At 66.5% G+C, this 15,737-nt stretch carries 11 protein-coding genes and 12 tRNA genes; 19 read left to right on the top strand and 4 right to left on the bottom strand.

Annotated elements, in window-relative coordinates:
* Window positions 1-127: 127 nt before the first annotated feature.
* The 5 genes from U6115_RS08495 to U6115_RS08475 all read left to right on the top strand — a co-directional run bounded on the left by U6115_RS08495 (window position 128) and on the right by U6115_RS08475 (window position 6,858).
* Entirely contained in the window at window positions 128-3,487 is a 3,360-nt protein-coding gene (locus U6115_RS08495; protein ID WP_052258281.1) for a S41 family peptidase, read from the top strand.
* A 211-nt stretch (window positions 3,488-3,698) separates the two neighbouring features.
* Window positions 3,699-4,448: a vWA domain-containing protein gene (locus U6115_RS08490; protein ID WP_181243358.1), complete on the top strand. Its 750-nt coding sequence runs from the start codon at window positions 3,699-3,701 to the stop codon at window positions 4,446-4,448.
* Window positions 4,449-4,483: 35 nt separating this feature from the next.
* The gene (locus U6115_RS08485) at window positions 4,484-5,074 is read left to right on the top strand and encodes a TerD family protein (protein ID WP_080770306.1); all 591 of its coding nucleotides are present in this window, start codon (window positions 4,484-4,486) and stop codon (window positions 5,072-5,074) included.
* 1 nt (window position 5,075) lies between these two features.
* Window positions 5,076-5,777, top strand: a complete 702-nt coding sequence (locus tag U6115_RS08480) for a hypothetical protein (protein ID WP_043579173.1) — start codon at window positions 5,076-5,078, stop codon at window positions 5,775-5,777.
* 7 nt (window positions 5,778-5,784) lie between these two features.
* Window positions 5,785-6,858 (top strand): toxic anion resistance protein, encoded by a 1,074-nt coding sequence (locus tag U6115_RS08475; RefSeq protein WP_043579172.1) that lies wholly within the window; start codon window positions 5,785-5,787, stop codon window positions 6,856-6,858.
* Here U6115_RS08475 and tilS read toward each other — a convergent pair.
* Complete coding sequence (tilS, locus tag U6115_RS08470; RefSeq protein ID WP_047238584.1) at window positions 6,855-8,189, bottom strand: tRNA lysidine(34) synthetase TilS; 1,335 nt, start codon at window positions 8,187-8,189, stop codon at window positions 6,855-6,857. The genes U6115_RS08475 and tilS overlap by 4 nt on opposite strands.
* A complete protein-coding gene (locus U6115_RS08465) occupies window positions 8,179-9,144 on the bottom strand; it encodes an acetyl-CoA carboxylase carboxyltransferase subunit alpha (protein ID WP_043579170.1) in 966 nt (321 codons plus the stop codon). Before U6115_RS08465 ends, tilS begins: the two co-directional genes overlap by 11 nt.
* A 213-nt stretch (window positions 9,145-9,357) precedes the next feature.
* Between U6115_RS08465 and U6115_RS08460 the strand changes: the two genes are divergently transcribed.
* From U6115_RS08460 to U6115_RS08395, 14 genes are all read left to right on the top strand, one after another.
* A tRNA-Val gene (locus U6115_RS08460) sits at window positions 9,358-9,433 on the top strand.
* Between the two features lie 10 nt (window positions 9,434-9,443).
* Window positions 9,444-9,520: transfer RNA gene (locus U6115_RS08455), tRNA-Asp, on the top strand.
* Window positions 9,521-9,545: 25 nt separating this feature from the next.
* Window positions 9,546-9,621 (top strand) — tRNA-Val (locus tag U6115_RS08450).
* Between the two features lie 10 nt (window positions 9,622-9,631).
* Window positions 9,632-9,708 (top strand) — tRNA-Asp (locus tag U6115_RS08445).
* 25 nt (window positions 9,709-9,733) lie between these two features.
* Window positions 9,734-9,809, top strand: a tRNA-Val gene (locus U6115_RS08440).
* A 10-nt stretch (window positions 9,810-9,819) separates the two neighbouring features.
* Window positions 9,820-9,896 (top strand) — tRNA-Asp (locus tag U6115_RS08435).
* 25 nt (window positions 9,897-9,921) lie between these two features.
* A tRNA-Val gene (locus tag U6115_RS08430) sits at window positions 9,922-9,997 on the top strand.
* Window positions 9,998-10,007: 10 nt separating this feature from the next.
* Window positions 10,008-10,084: transfer RNA gene (locus U6115_RS08425), tRNA-Asp, on the top strand.
* A 25-nt stretch (window positions 10,085-10,109) separates the two neighbouring features.
* Window positions 10,110-10,185, top strand: a tRNA-Val gene (locus U6115_RS08420).
* Between the two features lie 10 nt (window positions 10,186-10,195).
* Window positions 10,196-10,272: transfer RNA gene (locus U6115_RS08415), tRNA-Asp, on the top strand.
* 25 nt (window positions 10,273-10,297) lie between these two features.
* Window positions 10,298-10,373, top strand: a tRNA-Val gene (locus U6115_RS08410).
* 10 nt (window positions 10,374-10,383) lie between these two features.
* A tRNA-Asp gene (locus tag U6115_RS08405) sits at window positions 10,384-10,460 on the top strand.
* A gap of 161 nt (window positions 10,461-10,621) precedes the next feature.
* The gene (locus U6115_RS08400) at window positions 10,622-12,166 is read left to right on the top strand and encodes a FecR domain-containing protein (RefSeq protein ID WP_043574724.1); all 1,545 of its coding nucleotides are present in this window, start codon (window positions 10,622-10,624) and stop codon (window positions 12,164-12,166) included.
* Between the two features lie 61 nt (window positions 12,167-12,227).
* Window positions 12,228-13,871 (top strand): CHASE2 domain-containing protein, encoded by a 1,644-nt coding sequence (locus tag U6115_RS08395; protein ID WP_080770216.1) that lies wholly within the window; start codon window positions 12,228-12,230, stop codon window positions 13,869-13,871.
* 67 nt (window positions 13,872-13,938) lie between these two features.
* Here U6115_RS08395 and U6115_RS08390 read toward each other — a convergent pair whose 3' ends face one another.
* Both U6115_RS08390 and U6115_RS08385 read right to left on the bottom strand, forming a co-directional pair.
* The gene (locus U6115_RS08390; protein ID WP_230623353.1) at window positions 13,939-14,421 is read right to left on the bottom strand and encodes a disulfide bond formation protein B; all 483 of its coding nucleotides are present in this window, start codon (window positions 14,419-14,421) and stop codon (window positions 13,939-13,941) included.
* Window positions 14,422-14,523: 102 nt separating this feature from the next.
* A complete protein-coding gene (locus U6115_RS08385) occupies window positions 14,524-15,663 on the bottom strand; it encodes a patatin-like phospholipase family protein (protein WP_043574719.1) in 1,140 nt (379 codons plus the stop codon).
* Window positions 15,664-15,737 lie beyond the last annotated feature (74 nt).

Below are 15,737 nucleotides of genomic sequence, written 5' to 3'. Positions count from 1 at the left end.
CTGCCGTCCCGGCCATTGCGCAGAACCCGGCCCCGCCGGGTTTTCATGCCGTCCAAACGCCGTTGTCATCGCCAGAACTTTCCCTCATCATCGAACATTACCCGTTCATCATGATTTGGAGAGCCTCTTGCCCAGCCGTTTCCCCGCGCGCCCCGCCATCCTGGCCCTTGCCTTTCCCTTCGCCTTGCCGGCCCTGGCCGCCCTCCCTTCCGGCCCGGAGGCCGTGGATAGCCGGGCGCTCGGTTATTACCGCCAGGCCGCGGCTGGTCCGGACAGCATCGTGTTCGTCGCCGAAGGCGACTTGTGGAGCGTGCCGTACAGCGGCGGCATGGCGCGGCGCCTGACCAGCCGCCCGGCCGACGCCTACAGCCCCGCCCTGTCGGCCGATGGCCGCTGGCTGGCCTTCGTCGGCCGCTACGACGGCGCGCCCGAGGTATACGTGATGCCGGCGCAAGGCGGCGCCACCAAACGGCTGACCATAGACGGCGACCGCGGCGTCAAGGTGGAAGGCTGGAGCCGTGACGGCCGGGTGCTGGTCTCCAGCAGCCGCTACAGCGGCAAACCCGACACCCGGCTCTACCTGATCCACCCGGACAGCGGCGAACGCACGCCGCTGCCGCTGGCCGAAGCCGCCGAAGCCTGCCTGGACGCCCAGGGCCTGCCGACGCTGTTCGCCCGCGAGCCGCAGCCATCGGACAACGTCGTCGGCTATGTCGGCGGCAAGCGCCAACAGCTGTGGAGCTGGCAGCCCGGCCGCGAGGCCAAGCCGGCCTTCCCCGGCCACCCCGGCACCAGCCGCCAGCCGATGTGCGATGACGGCCAGGCCTATTTCATCAGCGACAAGGGCGGCCGGCTCAATCTGTGGCGCGCCCGCCTGGACGCCGACGGCGCGCTGGCCGACAGCCAGCCGCTCACCCATTACCAGGACTTCGAAGTGCGCGGCGCCAGCCTGGCCCGCACCGCCGCCGGCAGCCGCATCGTCTTCACCCGCGCCGGCCAGATCCATGTGCTCGATCCGCGCAGCGGCCAGGACCAGACTCTGTCGATCGCGCTGAATTCCGATTTCGACCAGCTGCGCGCCAAGATGATCAACAACCCGGTCAACTACCTATCCGCGCTGGCGCTGTCGCCCAACGGCGACCGGGTGGCGGTGCAGGCGCGCGGCTATGTCTCCATCTTCCCGGTCGGCGCCGGCCGCCGCGTCGACGCGCTCGCCGACAGCGGCCAGCGCGCGCGCGAACTGGCCTTCAGCGCCGACGGCAAATCGCTGCTGCTGGTCAGCGACAAGGACGGCGAGCAGGAATTCTGGCGCGTCTCCGCCCGCGGCGGCGATGCCGCCGAGCAATTGACCCGCGGCAGCGACTCGCCGATCTACCAGCCCACCCCCTCCCCCGACGGCCGCAAGCTGGCCTATGCCGACGGCCGCAGGCGGCTGTGGCTGCTCAACCTGGGCAGCCGGGACAAGAAGCTGATCCGCCAGCTGGAGCAAGGCGAGCTCAACGATTTCAAATGGTCGCCCGACAGCCGCTACTTGGCCTACCGCGCCGACGCCGCCAACGAGTTCAGCCAGCTGTGGCTGTACGACAGCCGGGAAGGCCGCGGCCAACCGCTGTCCAGTGACCGCTACCACGCCCGCAGCCCGGCGTTCGCGCCGGACGGCAAAACGCTGTACTTCCTCAGCGACCGCAATCTGGACTCCCAGGTTTCCAGCCCCTGGGGCCAGCGCGACCCCGGCCCCTACTTCAACCGGCAAACCAAGATCTACGGCCTGATGCTGGACGCCTCCGCCCGCTGGCCCTTCCTCCCCAAAGACGAGCTGGCCGGCAAGCGCGCGGCCGACGGCGACGACAAGGAGCAGGACGAGGCCAAGGGCAAGGACAAAGACGCCGCCGCCAAACCGGTGAAGATAGATCCGGGCCTCGGCCAGCGGCTGTACGAGGTGCCGCTGGAACCGGGCAATTACGACAATCTGCAAGTGGACGCCAAGCGGCTCTATTTCACCCGTGCCGACACGCCGGAAGCGGAGGTCAAGCAACTAGCCACGCTGGCGATAGAGGCGCCCAACCCGACCCCGCCCAAGCCGGAAACCTTCAGCGAAGGGGTGCGCGAATTCCGCCTGTCCGCCGACCGCAAGCAACTGCTGCTGGTGAAGGAGGTCAACAAGCAACCCAGCCTGCTGGTGCTGCCGGCCGCCGCCCAGGCGCCCAAGGAGCTGGACAAGTACACCGTCAGCCTGCGCGCGTGGTCGCTGCCGCTGGACCCGCGCGCCGAATGGCGGCAGATCTTCAACGACACCTGGCGCATGCACCGCGACAAGGTGCATGCCGCCACCATCCGGGCGGTGGACTGGCAGGCGGCGCGCCGCCGCTTCGAACCGCTGCTGGACAAGATCACCAGCCGCCAGGAATTGAATGACGTCCTCGCCCAGATGATCGCCCAGGTCGGCATCCAGCACAGCCAGGTCGGCCTGCGCGACGCCGGCGGCGGCGGCGAGCCCGAGGTCGGCCAGCTGGCCGCCGACTTCCGCCGCGCGCCCGGCGGCCTGCAGGTGGCCGCCATCTGGAACGGCGACCCGGAACTGCTGGAAGAGCGCTCGCCGCTGGCGCAGCCGGAGGCCGGCATCCGCGTCGGCGACCTCATCCGCCAAATCAACGGCCAGCCGCTGAAGAGCGAATACGCGCTCGCCAGCGCGCTGCGCGGCCAGGTCGGCAAGCAGGTGCTGCTCGGCATCCAGCGCGGCGACGGCAAGCCGCGCGACGTCATCGTCACGCCGGTCAGCCTCGGCCGCGACCGCGATCTGCGCTATCTGGGCTGGGAGAGCCAGCGCAAAGCGCGGGTGGAGCGGGAAACCGGCGGCCGCGTCGGCTACCTGCACCTGCAGGCGATGGGCAAGGAGGACGCGGCGCGCTGGGCGCGCGAATACTACCCGGTGTTCGAGCGCGAGGGCCTGATCCTGGACCTGCGCCACAACAACGGCGGCAATATCGACCAGTGGCTGCTGGAAAAGCTGCTGCGCCGCGTCTGGGTATGGTGGCAGGACGGCAATCAGACCCTGGCCAGCCCCAATCCGCCGCACGCCTTCCGCGGCCGGGTGGTGGCGCTGGTGGACGGCGACACTTACTCCGACGGCGAAACCTTCGCGCTGGGCCTGCAGCGGCTCGGCATCGCCACCCTGATAGGCGAACGCACCGCCGGCGCCGGCATGTGGCTGAGCGATGACAACTGGAGCCGGGACAAGGGCATCGCCCGCGCCGCCAGCTCGCCGCAGTTCGTGACCGACGCCGGCGGCAGCCGCTGGGTGGTGGAAGGCCGCGGCGTGACGCCGGACATCGAAGTGGACAATCCGCCCTGGGCCAGCTTCCAGGGCCAGGACGCCCAGCTTGAGGCCGCCATCCGCTACCTGAAGCAGGGCCTGCCATCCCAACCGGCCGGCCGCCCCCAGGCGCCCGCCGGCGGCGCCCAGGGCTCGCGCTACCAGGGCTTCTGACGCCCGGGCGGCGGCCTGCCAGGCCGCGCCGCCTTTCTCCCTCGCCAACGCGCCGGCCCGCCGGCGCGTTTTCGCATCCGCGATGCCAAGCGCGCATTTGGCAAAAAATACCAGTACATTGGCCTCAAAAGGGCAAATCTATATACTTGCCGGCACAAAAATGGAATGTCGTTCCACACCTTCGCCAAATGACAATAACAGGAGCGCAAACATGAGTCTGCCCATGGTCAAAGAGCAGGAAAAGGTGCGTCTGGTCTTGCAAAAACAAGACATCCCGCCCGCCTTCAAGATCAACGTCAAGCTGTTCGCCGATGTCAGCGGCTCCTTCCGCGACGAATTCACCAGCCGGCTGCCCGGCGGCGGCTACGTGGTGGACCCCTTCTTCACCGCCGCGCTGGCGATAGCCGGCGAGATCGACCCCGACCGCAACATCCAGATCATCGGCTTCTCCGACCGCGCGCTGGATACCGGCGACTACTCGCTGGACCACGTCGGCAACCTCCGCCAGGAATTCCTCCGCCGCGCCCAGCCCATCCTGTGGGGCAGCACCGATTACGGCCGCGCGCTGCAGGCGCTGCTGGAAAGCGAGGGCATGGCCAGCAAGCTGGGCGGGCTGATCAAGGGCCTGTTCGGCTTCGGCAAGAAAACGCTGCCGCCGCGCAAGGAGGCTTACCTCGCGCTCTTCGTCTCCGACGGCGAGGACATGGGCTCCCACCAGTATTTCCTGTCGCAGCTGCGCCAGCTGGCCGAAATGGGCACCTTCGTCGTGCTGATCGGCGCCAACTCCGACAAGAAAGTCCAATTCGAGCGGATGCGCGAGGCCGCCGAGGCCGTGGAAGGCTGCACCTTCCACCGCCTGACCGACCTCGCCGCGCTGAAAACCCAGCAGCTTTACGAGCGCATATTCGACCAGGAATTCAAGCGCTGGCACGCCCAGTTGCCGGCCGAATACCGCGCCTGACCGCCCGCTCCCCATCTCCCTCAGAAAGACTTTCCATGTTACCGATGCAAAAAGGCGGCAGCCTGCCGCTGACCAAGAACAGCGCCCCGCTGAATGAAATCCGCCTGGAACTGTCCTGGTCGCCGCCGCAACACAGCGCCAAGGGCAGCTACGACCTCGACACCAGCGCTTTCCCGCTCAACAGCCAGGGCGGCGGCCCGATGGGCGCCATCGCTGATGTCGGCCACATCTGCTACTGGGGCCAGCAAAAAACCCCGTCGATGGAACACCTGCTGGGCGACTCCCGCTCCGGCGACGCCGAAGGCCCGGACGAGGCCATCCTGATCCGTCTGCACGCCTTGCCGGCCAACTGCGACGTGGTGGCGCTGGTCGCCACCATAGACAAGGCGACCGCCCGCGGCCAGACCTTCGCCGAAGTGGCCGACGCCAGCATGCGCGTCTACAACCAGCAAACCGACGAATTGCTGTGCCAGGTCGACCTGGCCGCGCTGGACGCCGGCTCCACCGGCTGCCTGTTCGCCAGCATCCGCAAGCAAGGCCAGGCCTGGAGCGTGGAAAACGTCAATCAGGGCTACCCGGGCAAAGAGCTGCCGGACTTCTTCCACCTGTTCGGCTACCAGGGCTGACATGTCCGACTACCGCGGCCTGTTCGACGCCCAGCCGCCGCGAGCGCAAGCCGCCGCGCCCGAAGCGGCGCGGCCGGACCCGCGCGCCCTGTTCGACCGCATGCCTGGCGCGCCCGGCGCGGCCGATGCCCGCCCGCCGGCCGCGCCGGCCAGCATCGCCACGCCGACCGGGTTGCAGCGCCGCTACGACGAATTGCTGCGGCAGAACGAAGGCCTGGCCCACCGGGTGATAGACCTCGCGCAATCGCTGAAGCTGCGCGAAACCCGGCTCGACCAGCAGTTCCGCCAGGCGCAGCGGCAGGCCCAGGAGCTGCAGCAACTGATGCGGCCGCGCTGGCGCCTGCCCTGGGGCCAGCCGGCGGCCGACAAGACGCGCGGCCACCAGCTGATAGACCAGTTGCAGGGTTTTCTGCGCAGCGAAATGAAGCCGGACGTGTTCATCAGCAAGGACATGGACGAGCTGCAAAGGCAGACCGGCTACCTGGAGCGGCTTTCGGCGACGCTGCAAACCGACGCCGGCGCGCTGCTGCCGCCCGACGCCGAACTGCGGCAGCGCATCGGCACCCAGGCCCATATCCTTGCCATGCAGGCCGCGTCCAGCCGGCAATTGATAGAACAACTGCAACGCCAATTACAGGACATCGAAGACTGGCGCGCCAACTTCCTGTCCCTGCTGGTGATAGACATCCAGCAACGTTTGTGAGACCCCGATGCCCCAATACCAAAACCTGTTCGATCGCCCGGCCGCGGCGGCCACCCAGAGCGCCGTCCCCGCCACCACCGCAGCCGCAAGCGCGCCCGACCCCATCCTCATCAGTCAGCTGCGCCAGCTCGCCAGCGACAAGCTCGAAGAGATAGGCGGCAGCCAGACCCGCCAGCTGCTGGGCTTGTCCGACCAACTGCTGGCCAAGACCCGCGCCGGCGACACCGGCGCCTTCGGCCGCGGCATGAACGACGTGCTGCGGCTGATGAGTTCGGTGCAATTCGACCAGCTCGGCAGCCCGGACGGACTGAGCGGCCTGGTGGACAAGGTGCGCCGCGCCTTCAAGCTGGCGAAAGTGGACCTGGCGCAGGCCTTCGACAGCGCCAAGGGCCAGATAGACAAGATTTGCGCCGATTTGCGCCAGCGGCTGCAGGTGCTGGAAGGCGACAACCGGTGGCTGAACGGCGCTTATGCCGCCAACCTCAACGACATGCAGGCGCTGGAGCAGCTGCTGCCGGCGCTGGAAGCCGTGCGCGACGAAGAAGCCGCCAAGCTGGCGGCGATGAACCCCGCCGAGCCGATGCCGATGGCCGAGCAGCGCCAGCGGGTGGACCGGCTGGGCCGCCGCGTCGAGGCGATCGCGCTGCAGATCCACCAGTCCAAGCTGCGCGCGATGCAGATCAAGGGGCTGGAGGACGCCAACCGCGGCATCCACGACGATTTCCGCGCGCTGCTGGAAAACGCGATCCCCGCCTGGAGCGCCGAGATCGGCATGGGTTTGCTCAGCCTGCGCCAGAAGGCCAATATCGAGATCAGCAACCGGGTCAAAGATCAGATCCAGGCGTCGATGAAGCGCGCCGCTGACCAGATCCACGACAATGTGCTGGGCGCGGAGAAGGCACTGCAGCGCCAGGCGGTGGATGTCGCCACGCTGCGCCACGTGCAGGACAAGACGGTGGCGATGATCCAGCAAAAGATTCAGTTGGCGGAACAGCGCGACCGCCAGCGTCTGCAAACCATGGAGGAACTGGCGCGGATGGAGCAGGAACTGAAGCAGTCGCTGCGTCAGCTCGGCAGCTAAGCCCTGGCCGGGTCGCCATGGCCGGCGCGGACCGGCGTCCAGCGCGGCCACCAGCCCGGCCCTGTCGAATGGACGAAGGAAATCGCGATGCCGGGCAGTGCCAGCAATTGGCCGTCGGCGCCATACAGCAGCGGCCAGCGCTGGCGCAGCAGCGGCGGCAGGCCCGCTTCGCGCAGCAGGTCTTTCACTTCGCGCCGGCCGACCTGGGCCGGCAACTTCTCGCCGCCGCGGCGCAATGCCAGCCACAAACCGGCCAGCGCCGCGTCTGGCAGGCCGCGTTCGCGCCACTCCCAGCTCAACTCGCCGCCCCAGGCGGGCAGGCTCAGCGCCCGTCCGCCGCGGCAATCTGGCAACACTTCTGACCCGTGACTGAGCTGAACTTTCGGCCAGGCCTGCAGGGTATCGGCAAAACGCAACAGATGGCCGGCAGGCAGCGCCAGTTGCGGAGAGCCGGCCGCATGATGCGCCTGCCGCAAAAACTCCAGCAAGGCGCCCGGCTCCGGCGCACTCCAGCCCAGGCTTTCGATCCAGGCCAGCACCGATTGGCGCTGGCGCGGCCCCGACAGCGCCGCCAACGCTGGGAGGCTCAAACCCGCCTCGCAGCGGCAGGCGCGCAGATCGGCGTCGGCCACTTCCTGCAAGATGGCGGCGGCGTCGGCCTGCAGCGCGGCGGCGCGCGCCAGATGGCGGCGGTAATGCGGAACGCCGCGCTCGATGCGCGGCAGCACTTCCAGCCGCAACAGATTGCGGCGGTAACGGGTGTCCTGGTTGCTTTCGTCTTCCACCCAGGCCAGGCTTTGCCGGCGAACATGGGCTTCCAGTTCGGCGCGCGTCAGCGCCAGCAACGGCCGCCATAGCAGCTTGCCGCCCGCCAGCGGCCGCAGCGCCGGCATCGCCGCCAGCGCCTTCGCCCCGCCGCCGCGCAACAGTTGCAGCAGCACCGTCTCCGCCTGATCATCCAGATGGTGCGCCAACACCACCACCCCGGCGGCCGACTCCCGATAGGCCGCGTAGCGCGCATCGCGCGCCGCCGCTTCCAGGCTGTCGCCGCCCGCCGCCGTCACCGCCACGCGCGCGACGCGCAATGGCACTTGCAACGCTGCGCACAACTGCTCGCAATGCCGCGCCCAGGCGTCGGCATTGGGGCTCAGTCCATGGTGGACATGCACCGCCGACAACCGCAGGCCCGGCATCTCCTCGCGTACCCCGCACAGCAGCGACAGCAGCGCCACCGAGTCCAGGCCGCCGGAGAGGCCCACCTCAAAAGAACATTGGCCGGACAATTCGTCCGGCCAATGCTTGATGAGGCGCCCGATCAGATCAGGCGGCATCTTCCTTGAAGCGGCCATAGCTCATCAGGCGGTCGAAGCGCTGTTTCAGCAATTCTTCCAGCGGCTTGGACTGCACTTCCTTCAATTCGTCCTGCAGCACGCGCTTGATGGTAGTCATCATTTGCGCGTGGTCGCGGTGGGCGCCGCCCACCGGCTCGTTGACCACCCGGTCGATCAGACCCAGGGTTTTCAGGCGCGGCGCGGTGATGCCCAGCGCCTCGGCGGCGTCGGACGCGCGCTCTGCGGTCTTCCACAGAATGGAGGCGCAGCCTTCCGGCGAAATCACCGAATAGGTGGCGTACTGCAGCATGTTGACGTGGTCGCCCACCGCGATCGCCAGCGCGCCGCCGGAACCGCCCTCGCCTATCACCGTGACGATGATGGGCACGCGCAAGCGGGTCATCTCATATAGATTGCGGCCGATGGCCTCGGACTGGCCGCGCTCCTCGGCGCCAATGCCGGGCCAGGCGCCGGTGGTGTCGACGAAAGTCAGCACCGGGATGCCGAACTTCTCGGCCAGCTTCATCAGGCGCAGCGCCTTGCGATAGCCTTCCGGGTGCGGCATGCCGAAATTGCGGCGGATCTTTTCCTTGGTATCGCGGCCCTTCTGCTGGCCGATCACCATCACCGATTGGCCATTGAAGCGGGCCAGGCCGCCCACGATGGCGGCGTCGTCGGCGAAAGCGCGGTCGCCATGCAGCTCTTCAAAGTCGGTAAAGATGGCCTGGATGTAGTCCAGGGTATAAGGACGCTGCGGGTGGCGCGCCACCATCGCGATCTGCGACGGGGTCAGCTTGGCATACAGCGTCTTGGTGAGCTCCAGGCTCTTCTTCTGCAGGCGGGCGATTTCCTCGGATATGTCCAGCACCGAGTCATCCTGAACAAAACGCAGTTCTTCTATTTTGTTCTCAAGCTCGGCGATCGGCTGCTCAAAATCGAGAAAGGTCGGCTTCATTCTTCACATCATCCGGTCAAAACCTAATCGCGGCATGATACATGAGGCGCAAAGTCGCCGTCACCCGTTACGCTGGCAAAACGACAGAAAAATGGAGCAAATATTCAAAACAGGCGGCTTTGTTAAAAAAACTACGGCAAGGCCCTTGCGCAAGCTTAAACCCTGTGCTTTAATTCGCCTCCTCGCTGAAACGCAAGCAGCGAAACGAATTCAGGGCGTTTAGCTCAGTTGGTAGAGCGTCTGCCTTACAAGCAGAATGTCGGCGGTTCGACTCCGTCAACGCCCACCAGTTTACGGTTGGAGTGGTAGTTCAGTTGGTTAGAATACCGGCCTGTCACGCCGGGGGTCGCGGGTTCGAGTCCCGTCCACTCCGCCAACAATACAAAGCAGTACCCGTTTACGGGCGTTTAGCTCAGTTGGTAGAGCGTCTGCCTTACAAGCAGAATGTCGGCGGTTCGACTCCGTCAACGCCCACCAGTTTACGGTTGGAGTGGTAGTTCAGTTGGTTAGAATACCGGCCTGTCACGCCGGGGGTCGCGGGTTCGAGTCCCGTCCACTCCGCCAACAATACAAAGCAGTACCCGTTTACGGGCGTTTAGCTCAGTTGGTAGAGCGTCTGCCTTACAAGCAGAATGTCGGCGGTTCGACTCCGTCAACGCCCACCAGTTTACGGTTGGAGTGGTAGTTCAGTTGGTTAGAATACCGGCCTGTCACGCCGGGGGTCGCGGGTTCGAGTCCCGTCCACTCCGCCAACAATACAAAGCAGTACCCGTTTACGGGCGTTTAGCTCAGTTGGTAGAGCGTCTGCCTTACAAGCAGAATGTCGGCGGTTCGACTCCGTCAACGCCCACCAGTTTACGGTTGGAGTGGTAGTTCAGTTGGTTAGAATACCGGCCTGTCACGCCGGGGGTCGCGGGTTCGAGTCCCGTCCACTCCGCCAACAATACAAAGCAGTACCCGTTTACGGGCGTTTAGCTCAGTTGGTAGAGCGTCTGCCTTACAAGCAGAATGTCGGCGGTTCGACTCCGTCAACGCCCACCAGTTTACGGTTGGAGTGGTAGTTCAGTTGGTTAGAATACCGGCCTGTCACGCCGGGGGTCGCGGGTTCGAGTCCCGTCCACTCCGCCAACAATACAAAGCAGTACCCGTTTACGGGCGTTTAGCTCAGTTGGTAGAGCGTCTGCCTTACAAGCAGAATGTCGGCGGTTCGACTCCGTCAACGCCCACCAGTTTACGGTTGGAGTGGTAGTTCAGTTGGTTAGAATACCGGCCTGTCACGCCGGGGGTCGCGGGTTCGAGTCCCGTCCACTCCGCCAATAGTCACAAAAGCAGCCTTAGGGCTGCTTTTTTGCATTCTCGCCTCGCCCCGCCTCTTGCCCGCCCGATATGTCAAATAAATCCCAAGGCGGGGTTGCCAAACGCGCCCGCCGCGGTAATACTGGCGAACTTTATACATTTAACATCAAGAGATTATAGAATGAACAAGGCAATCTTGCTGGCGGCATGCCTGGCCTGTCCGCCCGCCATCGCCAGCACGACCGCCGACACCGCCATCTGGCAATACCGGGTGCAGGCTGGCGATACCCTCTGGTCGGTCGCATCCCAGCACCTGGTCTCCCCCAGCTACGTTCCGAAGCTGCAAGCGCAAAACCATATCGCCAATCCCTACAAGCTGCCGCCCGGCAGCCTGCTCAACATTCCCTACGCCTGGGTGAAGCAGGATGTCGCCGACGCGGTGCTGGACGACATGTCCGGCAAGGTGGGCGCCCAGGGCCGCAACGGCGCCACTCTCAGCCTGGTGCGCGGGCAACACTACCCCGGCGGCACCCGCTTCTCAACCGGCGACGACGCCATGCTGCGGCTGAAATTCCAGGACGGCTCCATGCTGGTGCTCAACGCCAACACCACGCTGACGCTGGAAAGCCAGGCCTACTACCCCAGCACCGGCGCCATCCAGTCGCAAAACAAGCTGGAAAAAGGCAGCACCGGCAGCTCGGTGATCCCCAATATCCTGATGCCCAGCCGCTATCGCATCCAGACGCCGTCGGCCGTCACCACCGTGCGCGGCACTGAATTCCGCGTGCGCAGCCAAAGCGACGACGACACCGCCGCCGAAGTGCTGCGCGGCAAGGTAAACGTCAATGCCCGGCAAGGCGAGGTCGACGTGCCCGCCGGCTTCGGCAGCCGCGGCAAATCCGGCGACGGCCAGCCGGTCGCGCTGCCGCCGGCTCCGCCGCTGACAGGCCTGCCGCCAAGCTCCGCATTCAATCCCCCGCCGCTGCAATGGCAGGCGGCGCCCGGAGAGGACGGCTACCACCTGTCCATCCACCAGCAAGGCGATCAACCGCGCCTGCTACAGGAACGCGACAGCGCGGCGCCGCGCTTTTATACCGCCTTGCCGCAAAACGGCGCTTATCGCCTGACCATCCGCGCGGTCAACGCCGCCGGCCTGCAGGGCTTCGACAGCCAGCGCGACTTCGCGCTGCGCGCCTATCCGCTGCCGCCGCTGATAGTCGCAAGCCAGGGCCCGCAGCAGCAGCGCGGCCACACGATGACGCTGCGCAGCAGCGCCAGCGCCGCCCAGCCGGCCTGGCTGCAAGTGGCGCGCGACGCCGGCTTCCAGCAATTGCTGTTCAACGGCCGCGTGGACGAGCCGCAGAAAAGCCTGGAACTGCCGGCCGCGGGCGCCTGGCACTGGCGCATGGCCTCCATCGCCGCCGACGGCGCCTTGGGCCCCTATGGCGATGCCCAGATCCTGGACGTGACCGGCTGGCTGGGCCTGCCGGATCTGCGCGCCCCGGCTCTCGCCACCCGCCGCTATCCGCTGCCCGGCCTGCGCTATACCCTGTCGTTGATCCCCGCCGCGGGCCAAGCCGCCGCGCCGGCGTTCCAGCAAACTTCGGATCAGCCGCTCTGGCCGCTGCGCGACTTGCCGCGCGGCCGTTTTGCCGTCACCATCCATATTGACGACAACACCGGCTACCACGCCGAAGAGAAATACCCGTCGCTCGACCTGCCATGAGGGCGGCGCCGCCCTCCGCCATGTCCACTCCCCGAGCGTGGGTCTGAATCCGGAAAAGTTAATGCACGCCCCATCCCCTCCCAGGCCTGGCCGGCTGACACCCTTGCTGCTGGCCATCCTGGGTTTGCTGCTGACAGGCAGCCAATTGCTGAACCGGCTGGACCTGTGGCTGTATGATGGCCTCAGCCGCAGCCGCCTCGCCCATGACGACCACGCCGCCATCACCGTCATCGCCGTAGACGAGAAAAGCCTGGCCGAACTCGGCCGCTGGCCATGGCCGCGCGCCTATCACGCCCAATTGCTGGACAAGCTGTCGCAAGCCAAGGCCGTGGGACTGGACATCGCCATCGTCGAACCCTCGGCCCAGCCGGAGGCCGACCAGCATCTGGCGGCGGCCATCCGCCGCAACGGCAAGGTCATCGGCCCGGTATTCCCGGAAATGCAGGGCCGGCGACTGGTGGAGACCCGCCCGCTGCCGCTGCTGAGCCAGGCGATGACCGGGCTGGGCCACACCGATTACGAACAGGACGACGACGGCATCATCCGCCGCGTCTACCTGCAGGCTGGCCTGGGCGGGCCGCGTTATCTCAGTTTCGCCAGCGCGTTGTGCCAGCTGGCCAGCGGCGGAAAACCGGCAACGCCTGCCGCCGCGCCCGCCGGCGCCGCCGCCTGGCACCGGGCGCAGGCGGTGATGGTGCCCTTCTCCTCCGGCAACCGCCCGTATCAGACGGTGTCCTACGCGGACGCGCTGAATCGCTTGCCGCCGGCCAGCTTCGCCGGCCGCATCGTGCTGATAGGCGCCACCGCCACCGGCCTGGGCGACAGCCACCCGACGCCGATATCGGCCAACAACCGCGGGCTGTCCGGCGTGGAGATCAATGCCTTCATGGTGCACGCCCTGCTGGAAAACCTGCAGATCACCCAACTGGACACCGTCTGGAAAGGCTTGCTCGCCGCGCTGATCCTGCTGTTGGCCGACTGGCGGCTATCGCGCCAGCGCTCGCCGCGGCGGCTGCTGGCCCATTACGCGCTGACGGCGCTGGCCATGCTGCTGGCTTCCGCCGTCGCGCTGTACCTGGGCCGCCTCTGGATCGGCGGCGGCGTGACGGCGCTGCTGTTGCTGCTGGCCGGCATGCTGCGCTTCGTCGCCAGCCTGTCCCGCCTGCACACGCTGGCGATGACCGACGGCCTGACCGGACTCCACAACCGCCGCCATTTCGACGAAGCCTTCGCCGCGACGCTGGCCGCCCATCAGCGCCAACGCCGCCCGCTGGCGCTGCTGATCGTCGATCTGGACAATTTCAAGGGTTACAACGATCACTACGGCCATTACGCCGGCGACGAGGTGTTGCAGCGCACCGCCGGCGCGCTGCGCAAATGCTTCCGCCGCAAGGACGAAACCGTGGCGCGGCTGGGCGGAGAGGAGTTCGGCATCCTGCTGGCAAACCGCCGGCCGGAGCAGGCGCTGGCCGCCGCCGAGCGCTTTCGCCGCTATCTGGAAGACCTGCAGCTGCCTCATGCCGCCAGCCCGCTGGGCAAAGTCACCTGCAGCATAGGCGTGGCCGCGCGTCCGCCAGCCGACGACACGCCGCGCAGCCTGTTCGAGGACGCCGACCAGGCGCTGTACCTGGCCAAGAGCGAAGGCCGCAACCGGGTCTGCCAGGCCGAATCCGGCCCAGCCGCGCCGCAAGCCTCGGCTCCCTAGGCGCGGGAAAAGAAAATGCCGCCCTCCCCGCGCAGGATGGGCGGCATCGCGCTTCCGCGCGCCTGGCTCAGCGGCGGCGGAACACCAGCCACAGCGTCCAGACGATCACCCCGGCGAAGAACACCGCCACCCAGAACGGCATGCTCATGCCGAGGAAGGTGCCCTGGATGGTCGCGCACTCGCCGCTGCCCTTCAGCACCTTGGACAGCACCTGCCACAAGGGGAAGGACTCCATCAGGAATTCCAGACCCGGGCCGCATTGCGGCACCTGGTCCGCCGGCAGGCTCTGCAGCCACAGCTGGCGCAGCGACACGCCGCTGCCGGCCAGCGCCGCCAGCACCGTCAGCCCGCCCCACACCTTGGCGCCGGCGCGGCCTGGATTATGCAGCGCCGCCAGCAGCGCGATCGCGCCCGCCGCCATCACCCCTATCCGCTGCAGGATGCACAGCGGGCACGGCTCCTCGCCCAGCTGATATTGCGCATACAGGGCAAACGCCATCGCGCCGGCGCACGCCGCCGCCACCAGCAGAAAGCCCTGCCTGTTCGTCATATTCAAAGCCATCCCCCTCAACCTTTCTTGGTATGTCCACTGCGTTAACGCAGTGTAAACGGAAAAGCTGAGATTTGGGCGCCGGCGCAAAGTTCCGGAAATCTACAGTTCCAGAAAATTGCGGATTTCCTCCTTCTGCTGCAGCGTGTCGCGGTAGCCTAGCGCGATCAGTTCCCGGCAATACTCGGGCTCGAACAGCAGATAGGTGGCCAGCGCCGTGCCGCGCTGCCGGGTGGCCCCGGTGCCCTTCATGATGAAACGCAAAAACGGCGGAAACAGGTGGGTGTGGCGAAAGACGATGCCTTCCAGCGACTTGCTGGGATTGAGCTGGAAAATCTCCACTTTCTTCAATTGCGTGCGGCTCGCCAGCTCCTCGCTGCTTTGCAGCAGCGAAACCGTATGGTTGATGCGGCTGAGCCGCTCCATGTCCACCGCCATGCTGTCGATGAACACGCTGTTGAGCAGGTGGCCGAAGATTTGCGCCGGCATCGGATAAGCGCCGCTGCTGCGCCGCTCTATGGTATCGGGCCGCTGGCTGGCCAGGCCCACCACGAACAGCTTTTCCGCGCCCAGATGCAAGGCGGGCGACAGCGGCGATAGCTGGCGCACCGCGCCGTCGCAGTAGAATTTCTCGCCTATCCGCACCGAGGGGAAGATCAGCGGAATGGCCGCGGTGGCCATCAAATGATCCAGCCCGATCCGCTCGCGTATTCCCAAGCGCTGGTAGCGCGTCCACTCTTCCAGCTTGTCCTGGCCTTGGAAAAACGTCACCGACATGCCGGTGGTGTAACAGGATGCCGTCAAGGCCAGCGCCTGCAGCGCGCCGCTGTCTATGGCGCCGCCGATGGCGTCGAATGGCATCGCCCGGCCCAGGGTGTCGCGCAGCGGCGCGTTGTCGAGAAAGCTTTGCGGATTGCGCCAGACATGGCCGGCGCTGAGCAGCGACACGCCGAAATGCAGAAAGGTTTTCAGGAAATAGCTGGTGCTGACGTCGTACACATCCTGGATGTGCAGCTGCTTCCATACTTTGGCCAGCGTCGCCACCGCCAGCTGGTAGTTGGCGGCCCCGGAAGCCAGCGCCACCGCATTGATGGCGCCCGCCGAAGTGCCGCAGATGATGGGAAAGGGATTCTGCGCCGGATCCGGCAGCAGCTTGGCGATGCCCAGCAGCACCCCCACCTGGTAGGCCGCGCGGGCGCCCCCGCCCGACAATACCAAACCGATTCTGCCCGGCCTGCGCATGACTGTCCCTTTGCGAACGGCTTATTTGTTCTATTAGAGATAGTCAATAACGCAGCGCAGCAGCAAGCCTCGCC

This window comes from Chromobacterium subtsugae, from assembly GCF_035919665.1.
In the GTDB taxonomy this organism is placed as follows: Bacteria; Pseudomonadota; Gammaproteobacteria; order Burkholderiales; family Chromobacteriaceae; genus Chromobacterium; species Chromobacterium subtsugae.
Note: the sequence above shows the minus strand (reverse complement) of the source record. Positions and strands in the feature narration are given on the sequence as shown.